Origin of the sequence: Fenollaria massiliensis, assembly GCF_000312505.2 — a bacterium.
Classification (GTDB): Bacteria; Bacillota; Clostridia; order Tissierellales; family Peptoniphilaceae; genus Fenollaria; species Fenollaria massiliensis.
This window is the reverse complement of sequence record NZ_HG326224.1, coordinates 252,390-269,186: the sequence shown is the minus strand read 5'-3', so window position 1 is coordinate 269,186 and position 16,797 is coordinate 252,390. Positions and strand designations below refer to the sequence as shown.

At 34.1% G+C, this 16,797-nt stretch carries 16 protein-coding genes and 1 pseudogene; 16 read left to right on the top strand and 1 reads right to left on the bottom strand.

Translation table 11 applies throughout. The annotated features are described in order from the left end of the window. The first annotated feature begins 5 nt into the window (after positions 1 to 5). The 10 genes and pseudogenes from deoC (at position 6) to BN30_RS01280 (ending at position 10,410) form a co-directional block, all read left to right on the top strand. Entirely contained in the window at positions 6 to 653 is a 648-nt protein-coding gene (deoC, locus tag BN30_RS01325) for a deoxyribose-phosphate aldolase (RefSeq protein ID WP_019213731.1), read from the top strand. Between the two features lie 132 nt (positions 654 to 785). Next, positions 786 to 2,735, top strand: a complete 1,950-nt coding sequence (locus tag BN30_RS08670; RefSeq protein WP_019213730.1) for an ABC transporter substrate-binding protein — start codon at positions 786 to 788, stop codon at positions 2,733 to 2,735. Between the two features lie 82 nt (positions 2,736 to 2,817). Next, complete coding sequence (locus tag BN30_RS01315) at positions 2,818 to 3,804, top strand: ABC transporter permease (protein ID WP_019213729.1); 987 nt, start codon at positions 2,818 to 2,820, stop codon at positions 3,802 to 3,804. A gap of 9 nt (positions 3,805 to 3,813) precedes the next feature. Next, entirely contained in the window at positions 3,814 to 5,649 is a 1,836-nt protein-coding gene (locus BN30_RS01310) for an ABC transporter permease subunit (RefSeq protein WP_019213728.1), read from the top strand. A 12-nt stretch (positions 5,650 to 5,661) separates the two neighbouring features. Continuing rightward, positions 5,662 to 6,657 (top strand): ABC transporter ATP-binding protein, encoded by a 996-nt coding sequence (locus tag BN30_RS01305; RefSeq protein WP_019213727.1) that lies wholly within the window; start codon positions 5,662 to 5,664, stop codon positions 6,655 to 6,657. Then, entirely contained in the window at positions 6,647 to 8,065 is a 1,419-nt protein-coding gene (locus BN30_RS10440; protein ID WP_019213726.1) for an oligopeptide/dipeptide ABC transporter ATP-binding protein, read from the top strand. Before BN30_RS01305 ends, BN30_RS10440 begins: the two co-directional genes overlap by 11 nt. After that, a complete protein-coding gene (locus BN30_RS01295) occupies positions 8,065 to 8,271 on the top strand; it encodes a hypothetical protein (RefSeq protein ID WP_019213725.1) in 207 nt (68 codons plus the stop codon). The genes BN30_RS10440 and BN30_RS01295 overlap by 1 nt, the downstream gene beginning before the upstream one ends. Positions 8,272 to 8,445: 174 nt before the next feature. Next, positions 8,446 to 8,905 (top strand): annotated as a pseudogene (gene tnpA, locus BN30_RS08665) (IS200/IS605 family transposase). Positions 8,906 to 9,116: 211 nt separating this feature from the next. Continuing rightward, positions 9,117 to 9,980, top strand: coding sequence for a hypothetical protein (locus BN30_RS01285; protein ID WP_019213723.1), 864 nt, complete (start codon positions 9,117 to 9,119; stop codon positions 9,978 to 9,980). A gap of 40 nt (positions 9,981 to 10,020) precedes the next feature. After that, positions 10,021 to 10,410, top strand: a complete 390-nt coding sequence (locus tag BN30_RS01280; RefSeq protein WP_019213722.1) for an SdpI family protein — start codon at positions 10,021 to 10,023, stop codon at positions 10,408 to 10,410. A 43-nt stretch (positions 10,411 to 10,453) separates the two neighbouring features. Here BN30_RS01280 and BN30_RS01275 read toward each other — a convergent pair whose 3' ends face one another. Continuing rightward, positions 10,454 to 12,262, bottom strand: coding sequence for an ATP-dependent helicase (locus BN30_RS01275; protein ID WP_019213721.1), 1,809 nt, complete (start codon positions 12,260 to 12,262; stop codon positions 10,454 to 10,456). A 131-nt stretch (positions 12,263 to 12,393) separates the two neighbouring features. Between BN30_RS01275 and BN30_RS08660 the strand changes: the two genes are divergently transcribed. The 6 genes from BN30_RS08660 to BN30_RS08650 all read left to right on the top strand — a co-directional run bounded on the left by BN30_RS08660 (position 12,394) and on the right by BN30_RS08650 (position 16,790). Next, positions 12,394 to 13,191: a nitroreductase family protein gene (locus BN30_RS08660; protein ID WP_019213720.1), complete on the top strand. Its 798-nt coding sequence runs from the start codon at positions 12,394 to 12,396 to the stop codon at positions 13,189 to 13,191. Positions 13,192 to 13,199: 8 nt separating this feature from the next. Further along, complete coding sequence (gene fsa / locus BN30_RS01265) at positions 13,200 to 13,841, top strand: fructose-6-phosphate aldolase (protein WP_019213719.1); 642 nt, start codon at positions 13,200 to 13,202, stop codon at positions 13,839 to 13,841. Between the two features lie 9 nt (positions 13,842 to 13,850). Then, the gene (glpX, locus tag BN30_RS01260) at positions 13,851 to 14,819 is read left to right on the top strand and encodes a class II fructose-bisphosphatase (protein WP_019213718.1); all 969 of its coding nucleotides are present in this window, start codon (positions 13,851 to 13,853) and stop codon (positions 14,817 to 14,819) included. Continuing rightward, positions 14,816 to 15,091 (top strand): Rho termination factor N-terminal domain-containing protein, encoded by a 276-nt coding sequence (locus BN30_RS01255; RefSeq protein ID WP_019213717.1) that lies wholly within the window; start codon positions 14,816 to 14,818, stop codon positions 15,089 to 15,091. The genes glpX and BN30_RS01255 overlap by 4 nt, the downstream gene beginning before the upstream one ends. Then, on the top strand, positions 15,007 to 16,230 hold the full coding sequence (gene rho / locus BN30_RS08655) for a transcription termination factor Rho (RefSeq protein ID WP_084691339.1): 1,224 nt from the start codon (positions 15,007 to 15,009) through the stop codon (positions 16,228 to 16,230). Before BN30_RS01255 ends, rho begins: the two co-directional genes overlap by 85 nt. A gap of 110 nt (positions 16,231 to 16,340) precedes the next feature. Continuing rightward, positions 16,341 to 16,790, top strand: coding sequence for a ribosome maturation factor RimP (locus BN30_RS08650; protein WP_019213715.1), 450 nt, complete (start codon positions 16,341 to 16,343; stop codon positions 16,788 to 16,790). Positions 16,791 to 16,797: the final 7 nt, after the last annotated feature.

The following is a 16,797-nucleotide window of genomic DNA, read 5'->3' as shown; positions in this document are numbered from 1 at the left end:
CATAAATGTTAGATATAGCTAAATTTTTAGATCAAACCAATTTAAAACAAGACGCAAGTGAGTCTGATATTATAAAGCTTGTAGAAGAGCAAAGAAAATATAATTTCAGATCACTATGCATAGCACCCTCATTTTTGCAAGTTGCTCGTAAAAACTTGCAAAATATTTACTTAAGTACAGTGATAGCATTTCCTAACGGTTATGCTACGACTGAATCAAAAATATTTGAAACAAAAGATGCGATTAAAAATGGAGCAAACGATTTGGATATTGTTTCGAATATCGGAAGAATCAAGATGAGAGACTATGAATATCTGAGTAAAGAGGTAAATTGTTTAAGAGAAGCTTGTAAAGACCATATAATCAAATTTATTATAGAAACATCCTTTCTTAACAAGGAAGATATATATTTTATAACAAATATTTTAGTAAAAGAAGGGGCTGACTTTGTGAAAACATCAACAGGTTTTACGAAGTCCGGAGCAAATTTAGAAGACATAAAATTTATAAAAGAAAATTTTGGAGAGAAAATAAAAATAAAAGCCTCCGGAGGAATTTCTGATTATAAAACTGCGATTGAATTCATTAGCGCAGGTGCTGATGTTATCGGCACTTCACACGGTTTAGACATAATAAATTATAAAGAAAATTAAAATTTTTTTATTTAAAACATAAATCTAAATATGAATTTTTAGAAATAAAGCTTGCATTTTTATAAAAAATAGTGTAATATATATGTAACATATAGCCGTTATTATATGAAAAAATTTTAAGGGGGAATATTAATGAAACTTAAAAAGACATTAGTGTTTTTATTAGTACTTTCTATGGTATTATCAGCTTTCGCATTCGCATGCGGTAAGAAGACTGATGAACCAGCAGAAAATGATACTGAAACAGAAGCACCAGCTGATGACGAAAATGCTGAAGAACCAGCAGATGACGAAACAGCTGAAAGACCAACTGAGCCAAGTGGCCAATTAATCATTGGTACTACTACTGAAATGAGTGGAGACTTCTCAGGAGTATGGCAAAACAACGCATCAGATGCTGACGTTAGACGTTTAGTTCAAGGCTACGGTACAGTTGATCAAACTGATGAAGGTGAATACGTAATTGACGACTCAATCGTTGAAAAGTATGACACTAAAGAAAACGAAGATAAGTCAAAAACTTACACATTCACAATCAAACAAGGTCTTAAATTTGCTGACGGTAAAGAAATCACAGCAAAGAACTATGTAGCAGCAACTATGCTATGGAGTTCAAAACTTATTGGACCAGACTTATGTAAAGGTAAAAACACAGCAGGTATCGACCTAGTTGGTTACGATGCATTTAGTAAGGGAGAAACTAAAGAATTTGCTGGTCTTCATCTAATTGATGATTACACTTTCTCAGCAACAATTAATCCTAATAACACACCATATTTCTATGAATTAAACTCTGTTGCATCAAGCCCAGAAGATCTAGAATTTTGGTTAGGCAAAGATGTAGACATTAAAGATGACGGCGATGGATGTTACTTTGTTGAAGATATTAATACTGAAGAGTTCAAAAACGCAGTTAAAGCTGCAAGAGATAAAAAGACTCTACCTTCAAGCGGTCCATATATGTTAGAAAAATACGACGAAGCACAACAATTAGCAACAATGGTTATCAACCCTAACTTCCAAGGAGATAGAGTTGGTAGAAAACCTCTAATTTCAAAAGTTATTCTTAAAAAGATAACTCAAGCTACTCAAATCGACGACTTAAAAACTGGTGGTGTTGATATAATCAATAAAATCGGTGATGGTAAGACAATCAACGCTGGTATGGACTTAACAGAAGGCGAAGGCTTTGCTTACACTGACTATCCAAGAGCTGGTTATGGTGAGATCGCATTCTCTTGCGACGTTGGACCAACTCAATTCCCAGAAGTAAGACAAGCACTTGCTTACTTACTAGACAGAAACGATTTCGCTAAACAATTTACAGGCGGATATGGTTCTGTTGTAAACGGACCTTATGGTACTGCTCAATGGTTCTATCAAGAAACAAAGAAAGAACTTGAAGAAAAGCTTAACTCTTATCCATACGACCCAGCTAAGGCTGTAGAATTACTAGAAAAAGCTGGATTCACTCTAAACGAATCAGGCGCTGAATTTAAAGAAGGCGACGGAATCAGATACAAGAAGATGGATGACGGTAAGTTAATGCCACTTGAAATCAAATGGGCATCTACTGAAAACAACGAAGTATCTGACCTACTAGTTGTTAAACTAGCTGAAAACCCTGACCTTGTAAAAGCAGGTATCAAGATTCAAAGAGACGCAATGAGCTTTGACGAATTACTAAACTGGTTATACAGAGACGCATCACAAGATGCTAAATATGGAGTTCCAACATATAACATGTTCAACCTAGCTTCAGGCTTTACTCCATGGTATGATAGAAAATATGATTACTCAACAAAAGAAGAAATGATTAAGATGGGTTACAACACTAACTTCATCTTCGATAAAGAGCTAGAAAAAACTGCTACAGACATGGTTATGGTTGCTCCAGATCAAAGAGACGCATTCAAGGACAACTTCGTTAAGTTCATAGTTAGATGGAACGAATTACTTCCTGACCTACCTCTATATTCTAACCAATACCATGACTTCTACAATGCTAAACTTAAACATTGGGTAACTTCAGAAATGAAGGGATTAACAGCAACTATACTAGATGCTTGGGTAACAGAATAGTAAACATTAGAATTAAAAAAACATTTTGTGGAAGGCAATAGAAATATTGCCTTCTATAAAAATACAGATAAGGTGGATGATGATGGGAAAATATGTTATAAAAAGAATACTTTACATGGTATTCGTATTCTTTGTTATGTCTATTTTACTTTTCTTCTTATATAATATGATACCTTCTGACCCGGCTAGAGCAGAGCTTGAACCAATGAAGGCACAATTAAAAGTTGAAGAGTACAATAAGAGATACAAAGACTTAAGAAAACAATATGGTCTTGATGATCCTATGATAGTTAGATACGGTAAATGGCTTGGTAGACTACTACAAGGTGACCTAGGAGACTCAAGAGTATATAAAGACAAGGTTGTAAACGTTGTACAAGAACCTTTAAAACTTACTATATTTATTAATATTTTTGCAATAATTATAGGTCTAGGCATTACTATACCTTTAGGTATAGCGTGTGCCGTTAAAAAGAACTCAGTTTTCGACCAAGTAACACAGGTATTAACTGTTATAGGTTATTCTATACCAGTATTTATCACAGCACTATTGTTTATATATGTCTTTAGTGTTAAGTTACAATGGTTCCCAGTAAGTGGTATGAGAACTGCAGGTAAGAATTATACAGGTATTAAGGATACACTTGATATCTTTAAGCACATTGCACTTCCTCTAATAATCATGACAGTTGGCTCACTTGGCGGTATGACAAGATATGTCAGAGCTGCTATGGATGACGCATTAAGCATGGATTATATTAAGACTGCAAGAGCAAAGGGCTTAAAGGAAAAAGCTGTAATTTATTCACACGCATGGAGAAATGCACTTTTACCAGTAGTTACACTAATTGTTGGCTGGTTTATGAGTATATTCTCTGGATCACTAATTATTGAGTCAATGTTTAATTTAAATGGTATGGGTAAGTTCTACATAGATGCTTTAAACAAAAAGGACTATGACTTAGCACTTGCAATTCAGTTATTCTATATAATAATAACTCTTATCGGAAACTTAGTTACTGACTTGACATACGGCTTAGTTGACCCTAGAGTTAGAGTAGAAAATTAGGAGGTTACAATGGAAAAAGATAAAAAAGACTTAAAAGAAACAAACCAAATACCTCCAAAGAAAAAAGGATTTAGTTTATTCAAGAAAAAGAAAAAAGACGTTATGGTTGAGGATGACATTCAAACTCCTTTTAGAACCATATTAAACGTATTCCTTTCAAATAAGGTAGCAATGACTGCATTTTTCATTTTCTTTGGTATATTCTTATTAGTATTGATAGGACCTTTATTTAATCCTTTAGACTTATCATATGTTGAAACAACACAAGCTAACATAGCTCCAGGTTTCGATATACTTCCGTTGCCAAATGGACTTAAGAATATCAAGACACTTAGTGTTGGATCTACATTTAGTGCTGCTGTTGATGAGAATGGTAAGATTTTTGTTTGGGGCAAAACTAATATCTCCAAAAAGGTTGATATTAGAAAAATACCTAAAGAAGTAAAGAAGGCTGGAAAAAACATCATTAAAGTAGCTTGTGGTACTGACCATGTAATAGCTCTTACTGATGATGGTAAAGTTCTTGGCTGGGGTAATAACAGACTACAACAAGCTAAGGCACCAGCAGAATTGCTTGGAACAAAAATTGTTGATATCGCTGCTTCAGACCAAGTTTCTTATGCTTTAGATGAAGATGGAGACACATACGCTTGGGGTAACATGGGCGTTAATGACTACAAAGAAGGTCATGAATATAAAGGAAATATTGCTAAGATAGTTCCAAACCCTAATACAGCATGCGCTATAACAAAAGACGGCAAAGTTGTTCACTTAGGTGCACAAGAGTCAGGTTTATCTAAGATACCTGAAATTAATGAAAAAGTTGTTGACCTTGCTTCTTCATACAATACATTTGTAGCTGTAGGAGAATCAGGCAAGATTTATATGTGGGGTAACCCAACTACAACTGGTGAGTGGGACGTTCCTGAAGATATACAAGGTAAGGTTAAGAATATATATGGACAAAGATATTCATATCTTGCTAAGTTAAAAGATGATACTATCATTGAATGGGGTTCTAACTCATTAGGACAACTTAATGTGCCTCAAGAACTTAGAGGTAAAAAGGTAGATAAAGTTTATACTGGTTTCTATCAAACACATGTTGTTGATCAATCTGGAAAGGTATATAGCTATGGTCACAAAGGTTACTTATTAGGTACTGATGACCTAGGCAGAGATATCTGGAACAGAATTCTTAACGGCGGTAGAAAATCTATGACTATAGGTGCTATCGCAGTTATAATCTCGACTATCATCGGCGTAATCGTTGGTGGTATTTCAGGCTTCGTTGGAGGCTGGGTTGATAACGTATTACAAAGGGTTGCTGAAATGATAGGTTCACTACCATTCCTACCATTTGCGATGATATTATCAGCACTTGTTGGCCAAACAATGACTGCAGACCAAAAGATCTTTATGATCATGATTATACTTGGTTTACTATCTTGGACTGGACTTCAAAGACTTGTTCGTGCTCAAGTACTTTCAATTAGAGAGCAAGAGTATGTTGTTGCTGCAAGATCACTAGGTATTAAAGAAAAGAATATTATATTTAAACATATATTACCAAACACTATATCTATAATTATAGTTAATGCTACACTATCATTCGCATCAAGTATGCTTACTGAAGCATCACTATCATTCCTTGGCTTTGGTGTTCCAGCACCATATCCAACTTGGGGTAATATGCTTAACGGTGCTAACAACTCTATAATTATTCAAAGATACTGGTGGAGATGGGTATTCCCTTCTATCATACTAGGTGTTTGTGTAATTTGTATTAACTTAATAGGTGATGGCCTAAGAGATGCTATCGACCCTAGATCAGCTGAAAGATAGGAGGTAAGATTAATGGCATTATTAGAATTAAAAGACTTGCATACCTTTTTTACAACAAAAAAGGGAATAATCAAAGCTGTTAATGGCGTTTCCTATTCAGTAGAACAAGGTAAAACATTAGGAGTAGTAGGAGAAAGTGGTAGTGGTAAGAGTGTTTCTGCCATGAGTATCATTAAACTACTTGATGGTAATGGATATATTGACAGTGGTGAAATTTGGTTTAACGGAGAAAATATTACTGATATACCTAAGAACAAAATGGGTCATATCAGAGGTAATGATGTTTCTGTTATATTCCAAGAGCCAATGACTTCACTAAACCCAGTATTTACTGTTGAAAGACAAGTTAGTGAACCGTTCATTATTCACCAAGGAATGAACAAGAAAGAAGCAGCTGAAAAAGTTGTTGAAATGCTTAGCATGGTTAAGATACCAAATCCAGAGACTGTTGCTAAACAATATCCTCACCAATTATCAGGTGGTATGAGACAAAGAGTTATGATTGCCATGGCACTTGCTTGTGTTCCTAAGCTTCTTATAGCTGACGAGCCAACAACTGCTCTTGACGTTACTATTCAAGCTCAAATACTTAGATTAATGAATGATCTTAAGAAGAGAATCGGTACTTCAATATTATTTATCACTCATGACCTTGGCGTTATTAACCAAATGGCAGATGACGTTGCTGTTATGTATTGTGGTCAAGTAGTTGAAAAAGCACCAAGAGATATTATCTTCGAAGGTAAGAGTAAATTCATGCATCCATATACAGAAGGACTTATGGTATCTATACCAAGATTGGATACTCCTCAAGGCATGAAGCTAGATGCAATACCTGGAGCTGTTCCACATCCACTAAATTTACCTAAGGGCTGTAAATTTGCTCCTAGATGTAAATATAGAACTGAAAAGTGTGATAACTATCAACCAGATTTAGTTAAAGTAGATGACAATCATGAAGTAAGATGTTTCTATCCTGAAAAGGGGGTAAGATCCGATGGAAAATAGAGAATTACTATTTAGAATACAAAACTTAAAACAATACTTCCCTGTACAAAAAGTAGGCAAGGAAGTTAAATATGTAAAGGCTAATGATGATATCTCATTGGATATTTACAAGGGAGAAACTATCGGCTTAGTTGGTGAATCTGGCTGCGGTAAATCTACTTTCGGAAGAACATTACTACAATTATACAAACAAACTGACGGTAGAACTATTTATTACGGAAGAACAAGATGGGAAGTTAACCCTAAGTATGTATATAAATTAATAAATGGTTTCGCTAGCCATAAGAATAAATTAAAAGAGCTTAAAGCTGAGATTGAAAAGGATACTTCTGCTTATGAAGCACTTGCTGAAGGCAAGGAAAAGGGCGAAGCTTTAAATAAGCTTAGAGAGGCTGAAAAGCAATATAAACTTCTTTACAAAGACCTTGCACAAATAGCTGGAGCTTTAATATATCATGACAATGAAAGTGAAGTTAAATCATTACTTTCAAAGGAACAAGAATTAAATAACAAAATATTTCTTGCTAAGAAAGATGGAAAAGAAGATTCAGCATCTGAGAGCGAATTAAAAAATGTTGAAGCAAAACTTGATTCTCTTAGAGAAGAAGTTAAGGGACATGCTGAATACGAAAAAGCTGAGGGATATAGAGATGCTGGTGTAAACCTAGCTGAACTTGAATATGAAGAGATGAGACACTTAAGAAAAGATATGCAACTTATCTTCCAAGACCCATATTCATCACTTAACCCTCGTATGACTGTAGGTCAAATTATATCTGAAGGTTTAGTAGCTCACGATATCTACAAACAAAAAGATAAGGCTCTACAAGATTACGTTGTAAAGGTTATGCAAGACTGCGGTCTAGCTCATTACTTTATTCACAGATATCCTCACCAATTCTCTGGCGGTCAAAGACAAAGAATTGGTATCGCTAGAAGTGTTGCTTTAAAGCCAGACTTCATCGTTTGCGACGAAGCAGTATCAGCTCTAGACGTATCTATTCAATCACAAATTATTAACTTGTTGATTGATTTAAAAGAAAAAGAAAACCTAACATATCTATTCATATCACATGACTTGTCAGTTATTAAATACATTTCTGATAAGGTAGGTGTAATGTACTTAGGAAATATAGTTGAATTTGCTGATTCTAAGGAGTTATACGCTAGACCAGTGCATCCATATACAGAAGCACTTTTAGGCGCAATACCAACTACTGATTCTAAGAAAGAAATTCAAATTCTAGAAGGAGATATACCAAGTCCTATCAATCCACCTAAGGGCTGTAAGTTCCATACTAGATGTAAATATGCTACTGAAGAGTGTAAAACTGTTGTTCCAGTATTTGAAGAAGTAAGACCTGGACACTTTGTTGCATGTCATCATAAGCTAAATTTGGATAAATAATGTTTTTTCAAAAGAAAATTGATCGTTCGTTCGAAGAACTAAAGAAAAAATCTGGCAAGTATGATGAAAAAGGTAATTTAATTCATACAGAGCAAGAAAAAACTGAAAAAGGTGATTTTGCTGCTATGTTTTTAGCGGCAGCCAAAGTATTCGGACCAATCTTTATAGTTTTGATTATAATTTTAATATTAACTAGACCAAGATAAAGAGTAAAGCTACGAGTAATCGTAGCTTTATTTTTGTATTAGAAAACCCCCAGTTAGACTGGGGGTTCAGTTTAGCTTTAGCGGTGATAAACAAACAAAAAAACCTCCCTATTGATATAATATAATTGTAATCTGTCAATTGCAATATAAAATCAAATAAGGGAGGAATTAAAAATGTCATTGAATGACACACATAGTTTATCACATACTAAATGGAATTGCAAATACCACATAGTGTTTGCACCCAAGTATAGAAGGAAAGAATTTTTTGGAGATAAAAGACTTGAAATAGGACAAATTTTAAGAGAATTATGTAGTTGGAAAGAAGTTAATATAATAGAAGCAGAAGTTTGCCCAGATCATGTACACATGTTGGTAGAAATACCACCCAAATTAGCAGTATCAAGCTTCATGGGGATTTCTTTAAAGGAAAAAGCAGTATAATGATTTATGAAAAATGGGGCAATTTAAAATATAAGTACAGAGGACGTCAATTTTGGTGTAGAGGTTATTATGTAGATACAGCAGGAAAAAATACAAAAATCATACAAGAGTATATACAAAATCAATTGAAACAAGACCAGCTTAGTGAACAGCTGACATTTTGATACAATTAGACCCTTTTAAAGGGTAGCTAGTATAATTTGCAAGTGACAGATTAACCAACGTCCTTGAGGCGTGGCTAGTAATACAGGCCCTTTGGGCCGCATGAGAAAAACCCCCGGCTAGGCCGGGGGATATTTATTTAAGAAAATATTTTATGAGATGTAGATAAAATTTTTAGTTCTTGTTTAGTTTAACGTGCTTAAGGGTAAATAAAGAATAAGAATAAAGGAGGTTTTCTTATGAAAAGGAAAGTATGTTTTTTATTAATATTATTACTTATGTTTACGAACGTAGCTTATGCTGCTGATCTTAAAGTTAGCGTGCCGAATGGCTATGTGCTAAATGATGCAGAAGTAGAAAGACTTAACTTAGTCATAAACAATAAGATGAAAGAAGAAAACAACGAAAGAGAAGACTTAGTTGGATATGTAATACCAGTTTATAATCTTTCTACAGAGTACTTATTTAATAATGCTAACAAGACTTTAGAAGATTCCTTTGTCAATAAAGGAAACGCCATTATGATAATAAAGGACAAGATTGGACCATTTATGCAAGTTGGACTAGTCAAATCAAATAAGGGACTTATAGTTGAGACATATTCAGACATCAGTGATGGACTGCTTGAAGCCATAACTTTAGTTAAATCAAAAAACATGAGTAATGTTAGATATCTAAGCATTGATCAAACAAGCAAACCAAGCATACTACTTGCAAGCGAAGGCAAGGTCAATAAGGCGATAGCAGTTGATTTATTAAATGATAGAATAAAAAATAATACAAAGGCCGAAGATGCAATACTTGAAACAAAAGATGTCTATGAGCAAATTAAGCAAAATAAGATAGCTGATATGGAATTAACTGTTGAAAATCTTAAGAAAGGCGAGCCATATAAGACTGATCAAGTGCCATTATTTAAGCCAGTAGAAGCTAAAAAATCTGATAAAAAGAGCCCAGTTAAGCTAATAATCATACTTATACTAGTAGTTTTATTAGTAGTAGCTGCTTACTTTGTTTTAATGAAGATGTCTTCAAAGAAAAGTACAATAAAGAAGAAAAAAGCAAAAAAGACAGATGATGATTATGATGATGGAGATTTTTAGCCTAAATTAGTCAAAGAATTTATAGGGGGTGGGTAAGTACATGTTTTTATACAAGTTAATTATGCTGATATCCACGGCTTTTATCCCACTTGTACTTATCGTAGCGGGAAAGATTTATAAAAAATTTCCGAGCAAAGAGCCAAACATAGCCATAGGCTTTAGAACTAAACTTTCTATGACGAACAAAGAGACTTGGGACTATGCACAAAAACTTTTTCCAATAGTTTGGATAAACTTAGGAAGAAGATTGCTTTCTCTTAGCCTTGTTATATTATTCCTGCTTTACAGTAATGACAAGGACTACACAGGAAACTTAGTCATAATACTTATGCTAGTACAAGTAGTTCTAATGCTAGGCTCGATACTTTATGTAAATCTAAAACTAAAAGCGACTTTCAACAGCGATGGAAGCCGTAAACAAATTAATTAAAAAAGAAAGGTCAAAGTTTTTGCTTTGACCTTTTCTTATGGCGTTAGCCCTTAATTTCATTTATAAATGGACTTATATCGTAGTCCGTGTTATTTCTCTCTTTAAAAGCAAAGATATTTAAGTTTTCTTTAGCCCTAGTCATTCCAACGTAGAAAATTCTTCTTTCTTCTTCAAACTCGGCATCGCTCGCATTATTTGAGCCAGGTATTTCATCATCAACTATATCAATCAAAAACACTGTGTCAAACTCAAGACCTTTAGCGCCATGTATAGTTGATAAAATCACATTCGATTCATTTTGGCTATAGATTTTATTTTTCAAAACATTGAGCCTTAATTTAAGCTCATCCATATTTTTAGTATAGAGAGCAATTTGCTTTAAAAAGTAGAGCATAGTAAGTAGTTTGTTGAAGGACTCACTGTTGTCACGGCCCTTAGTCCTTAAGTAGCCTCTATAATTCATATCATTTTCAATATAATCAATGATACTTGAAGGCTTCATCTTTTTTATGCTTTTGAAATCTTTCATAAGCTCAAGAATATAATCTTTTTTATAGCTTTGAATAGCCTCAGATTTATATAAGGTCTTTAGGACATCGACATCTGTTAAAGTGTATATCTCATTTATGTCTTGCTTAGATAAATAGCCTTTAATTTTATAATAAATTTTTCTAAATAGACTAGCGTCATTCATATTTTGAGAAAAATTATATATATCAAAGATGTCTTCAATAATCCAGTGACTAAAAAATCTATCTTTTTTATCATAAGAAGTAAAATTAATCATGTAGCGCTCTAAGTATTCAGCAAGCGGTATTTGAGAAATATTATTTCTATATAAAATAGCTACAGTGCCAGACGCATCCTTCAAGTACTTTGCTATATAGCGGTACTCGTCGAGGTCTTTGCCAAAGAGTTTCACATTGACAGGAGCACTTCCTTTTTTAGACGCATTTAATTCTTTTACATATCTTAGCTTATTATTTCTAATCAGTCTATTAGAAGCAGTGATTATGCTTGGCGTAGACCTATAATTTTCACTAAGCCTATAGATGTGGGCGCCTTTATAATGCTTTTCAAAATTTAGTATCCTCTCAGGGCAAGCGCCTCTAAACCTATATATAGATTGGTCATCATCAGCAACAACGAAAAAATTATTATCTTTATTAATAAGCTTATCAAGTACCATAAATTGTATGGACGAGGTATCTTGGCCCTCATCAAGAAGGATGTATTCGTATTTGTCCTTAAATTTTGAAATAATATGTCTATCTTTTTCAAGTAAATCATTTGCCATAACAAGCATATCATCAAAATCTATGAGACGCTTTTTCTTTTTATAAGCTTCAAAATCATCGACCACGACCTTGTATTCATAAGGACCATCGGCATCGATATAGTCTTCGTTGGTGTTTTTAATATAGCCAAGTATAGATTGTATTTGATCTAAATCTTCTTCGCTTGGATAATTTTTTAGCTTATCCACATATATCTTTCTAAGAATATTTCTCGATTTAGGTGCATTTTCAACATCAAGCAGGGTGTATTTAATTTTTTTATATCTCTCAAACTCTCTAATAATCTTGTATGACAGGGCATGAATGGTTAAAACGCCGACCTCTTTTGAATAATTTTCGTCAAGCGCTTCAAGTATTCTTCTTTGCATATCAAGCTGCTGGGACTTAGCAAAGGTTATAGCAAGAATCTTATATGGGCTAATGCCTTTATCTTCGATAAGATATTTAATACGATTCACTATAACAGTAGTTTTGCCAGAGCCAGGAACAGCTAGGACAAGGGCGGGGCCTTTATCATGTCTAGATGCTTCGAGCTGATTTGGATTTAATTTCATTTAATCACCATAGATATTATATAACAAATTTAAAGAAAAATAAAGGTTTGCTAAGTAAGTCCACATGTGGTATAATAAAACCGTAAGTCATAATTTTACATATTATTTTAAGGGGGAGATATATTTTGTTAATGAATAATTTTCTAAAAACTAGAAAATCAGTGAGAGATTTTAAACTTAAGCCGCTAAGCGATGATACACTTGTTAAAATCAAAGCTATATGCTCTGAAACATCTAAGGAAGATGGACAAAGCTCTGTAAGCTTTAACATTGTTAAGGACGGAAAGATGGTTTACGAAGCTTTAGATGGTCACGCTGGCTACTCAGGTGTTATGATTAAATCACCTCACTATATCGTTATCAATAGAAGCGATGACTCAGCAAAATCAATGATCTTGCAAAGTTATTACACAGAAAGTTTAATCACAAAGCTACATGGTCTTGACATTGCTACTTGCTGGGTTGATTTATTTGGCGTATCCGAAGATAAAAAGAGAGAAGTTTTTGATATGTATGCAAACAATTCAGACTTCGTTCTAGCTATTGGATATGAAAAACCATCAAACCCATTCGACCTTGATAAATATTCTGAAAGAAAACCAGTTGAAGAAATCGTTTTCGATGGCAGTTTTGCTAACAGCATGGATATAGAAATGCTTGAAAATTTAGGTTTAGACGATGTTTTCTATTATGCAAGATTTGCACCATCAACATCAAACCTTCAACCATGGAGATTTGTAATAAAAGGAAGCTATGTTTATCTATATATTGACGATAACAATGGAAAGCCATCATATGTAGACGCAGGTATCATGATGTACTACTTAAGAAGTATGCTGCTTATGAGAAATGACAAAAACATGTGGGAACTAGCTGAAGACGAAGAGATTGTTGACGGCTTTAGATTGATAGCAAAGATTAGGCTATAGGAGGAAATATGAAACTATTTATTGATACAGCTAATGTTAATGAAATTAGAGAGATCGCTAATTGGGGAGTAGTTGATGGAGTTACTACAAACCCAAGCCTTATCGCTAAAGAAAAAAGAGATTTTAAAGAAGTTGTTACTGAAATAACTGGCATTGTAGATGGACCTATATCTGCAGAAGTTGTTTCACTTAAACATGATGAGATGGTAGAAGAAGCAAAAGAACTTGCTAAGATACACAAAAACATCATTATAAAAGTACCTATGACTGAAGAAGGACTTATAGCTGTTAAAGAATTACACGCTATGGGCATAAAGACAAACGTAACACTTGTATTTACTTCAACACAAGCACTTCTAGCTGCAAAAGCTGGAGCTAGCTATGTAAGCCCATTCTTAGGTAGACTTGATGATATATCAACAGACGGACTTAATTTAATCGAAGAAATCATGGATATATTTGATAACTATGATTATGATACTGAAGTTATAGCAGCATCTGTAAGACATCCAATGCATGTAGTTGAATGCGCTAGACTAGGATGTGACATAGCTACAGTGCCATATAAGGTATTTAAACAAATGCTTCACCACCCATTAACAGATAGTGGTATAGAAAGATTTTTAAAAGATTGGGAAAGTGTTAAATAGGAGAGAATTATGGATAGAAATTTAGTAATGAATTTAGCCAGAGTTACTGAAGCAGCTGCATTAAGCTCTGCTCCATGGCTTGGAAGAGGCGAAAAGAACGCTGCTGACGGAGCTGCAGTTGAAGCTATGAGAAGAATGTTCGATACTGTTGACATAGACGGTACTGTAGTTATAGGCGAGGGCGAGATTGATGAAGCGCCTATGCTATATATAGGCGAAAAGATTGGTGATCGCAAGGACGGAGCAATTAAAGTTGACATAGCTGTAGACCCACTAGATGGAACAAACTCAATTGCCAATGGTATGCCAAACGCTATATCAGTTGTAGCCGTTGCACCAGCTGGCTGTCTTTTACATGCTCCTGACATGTATATGAATAAAATTGCTGTTGGACCTAAGGCTAAGGGCGTTGTTGATATAGAAAAGTCTGTTACAGAAAATTTAAAAGCAGTTGCTAAGGCACTTAACAAAGAAGTTTCTGAAACAACTGTAGTTATGCTAAACAGACCAAGACACGATGCTATAGTTAAAGAGCTTAGGGACAATGGAGCTAGAATTAAATTTATTAATGATGGCGACGTTATCGCTGCAATACAAACTTGCTTTGAAGATACTAACGTTGATATGCTTCTTGGTAGTGGTGGTGCACCTGAGGGCGTTTTAGCTGCAGCAGCACTTAAGTGCATGGGCGGCGAAATGCAAGGTAAACTTTTACCAAAAGATGAGAAAGAAAAAGAAAGATGTATCAAGATGGGCATAAATCCAGATAAAATACTTCATCTTGACGATCTTGTTAAAGGCGATGAAATTGCTTTCTCAGCAACAGGTGTATCACACGGCGAATTACTTGATGGAGTTAAATTTATCAAGAAAAACGTTTGTGAGACAGAAACACTAGTACTAAGAGCTGAAACAGGCACAATTAGATTTATCAAAGCAACTCATATACTAGATAAAAAGCCGGAGTACGCTAAATGATTGTAGATAATCACTTAGATGATTATAAATTAGTAGAGCTACAAAATTTTGCTAAAAACTATGGGCTAAAAAACTTTACTAAGTTAAAAAAACTTGAGCTTATTGAATATATTCTTAAGAGCATCCGCACAAATCATGATGAGGATGCTTTTAAGTCATGTAAGAATTTGGATGAATTTTTTGAAAAATTAATAATAATAGCGCAAACATTGAAAAAAATAAATCAAAAGAAGAAAAAACTGATTCAAAAACAACTAAAGATAACTCTATAGATGGTATTGAAACGGTTGAAGTAACAGGCATCTTAGAGATACTTCCAGATGGTTTTGGATTTTTAAGAAGAGAAAATTATTCACAAAGCGACAATGATTATTATGTTTCGCCAACTTATATAAAAAAGTTTTTATTAAGACAAGGCGACGAAATCACTGGCAAGGTCAGAAAAAAAGACGAATCAAATGAAGAAAATTCTAAGAATGCCGTAGTTTATATCAATAAGGTCAATGGAGATAGTCTTGATACTTGCTTTAAGAGAGCGGACTTTGATGATTTGGTTCCAGAGTATCCAGATGAGCTTATTAAGCTTGAAACGACTAAAGATGAACTATCTACAAGGTTTATTGATTTAATCTCACCTATAGGCAAGGGACAAAGAGGACTTATCGTTGCGCCGCCAAAGGCTGGTAAGACTACTTTAATCAAAAAGATTGCCAATGCCATTAACATAAATCATCCAGAGATAAAACTTATAGTTCTTTTAATTGATGAAAGACCAGAAGAAGTTACCGATCTTAAGAGAAGCATCAATGGCGATGTGATTTACTCGACTTTTGACGAAGATCTTGAAAATCATATAAAGGTATCACAAATGACGCTTGAGAGAGCAAAGAGACTTGTCGAGCATAAAAAGGATGTAGTTATACTTCTTGATAGCATCACAAGACTTGCCAGAGCATATAACATGATGATAACGCCAACAGGTAGATCGCTATCGGGAGGTTTGGATCCAGGCGCTTTATTTGGACCGAAGAAATTTTTTGGAGCGGCAAGAAACTTCAAGGATAAAGGCAGTCTAAGCATACTAGCAACTGCTTTGATTGATACTGGCTCGAGGATGGATCAAGTTATTTACGAAGAATTTAAAGGTACTGGCAACATGGAGCTCTATCTTGATAGAGACCTATCAAACATGAGGCTCTTTCCAGCCATTGACATATTAAATTCAGGCACAAGGAAGGATGAATTATTATTAGATGAAAAAACTTTAAAGATTCAAAGAAAGTTTAGAGCCTTGATGAATAAGAACGGAAATGAATACGCGGTTGAATATTTACGTAAATTCATGACGAATACATCATCTAATAAGGAACTTGTTAATAGTTTAGACAAAGCTTTAATTAAGAATGATTAATTTTATAAAAGACTTGTAAATAGTCTTATTATATGATATAATATATAAGGTAATATTTTGCATTGAAGAGTGGCTCGCCACTCTTTATTTTATAATGAGGGGTGAGAGATATGAATTACAAAAGTTTAAAAGAAAAACTTAGTCCAAGTGTAGCTAAGGCGCTTGAAGATTTAAAGGCAGAGCTAGTTGATATTGCTTTTACAAGACAAAAAGGCGAGATGACGGTAACTGTATTTGTATACAAGAAGGATGGTCTTGATATAGACCTACTTCAAGAGGCATCAGAAAAGCTAGATCCAATTTTTGAAGCAGAAAAAGAACTCAAGGACAAGTATTATTTAGAAATATCATCTCCGGGTATAGATAGACCTATAAAGACGGATGATGATTTTAGAAGAAACATGGACATAAAACTCGATGCAAAACTAAAAAATAACGAAAAGCACATAGGCATACTTAAAAAATACGATGAAGAATCATTCACACTTGATTGTGATGGAAAAATTATTGAAATCAAAAGAGCCGATGTAAAAAAACTTACGCAGGCTATAGAATTTTAGGAGGGTA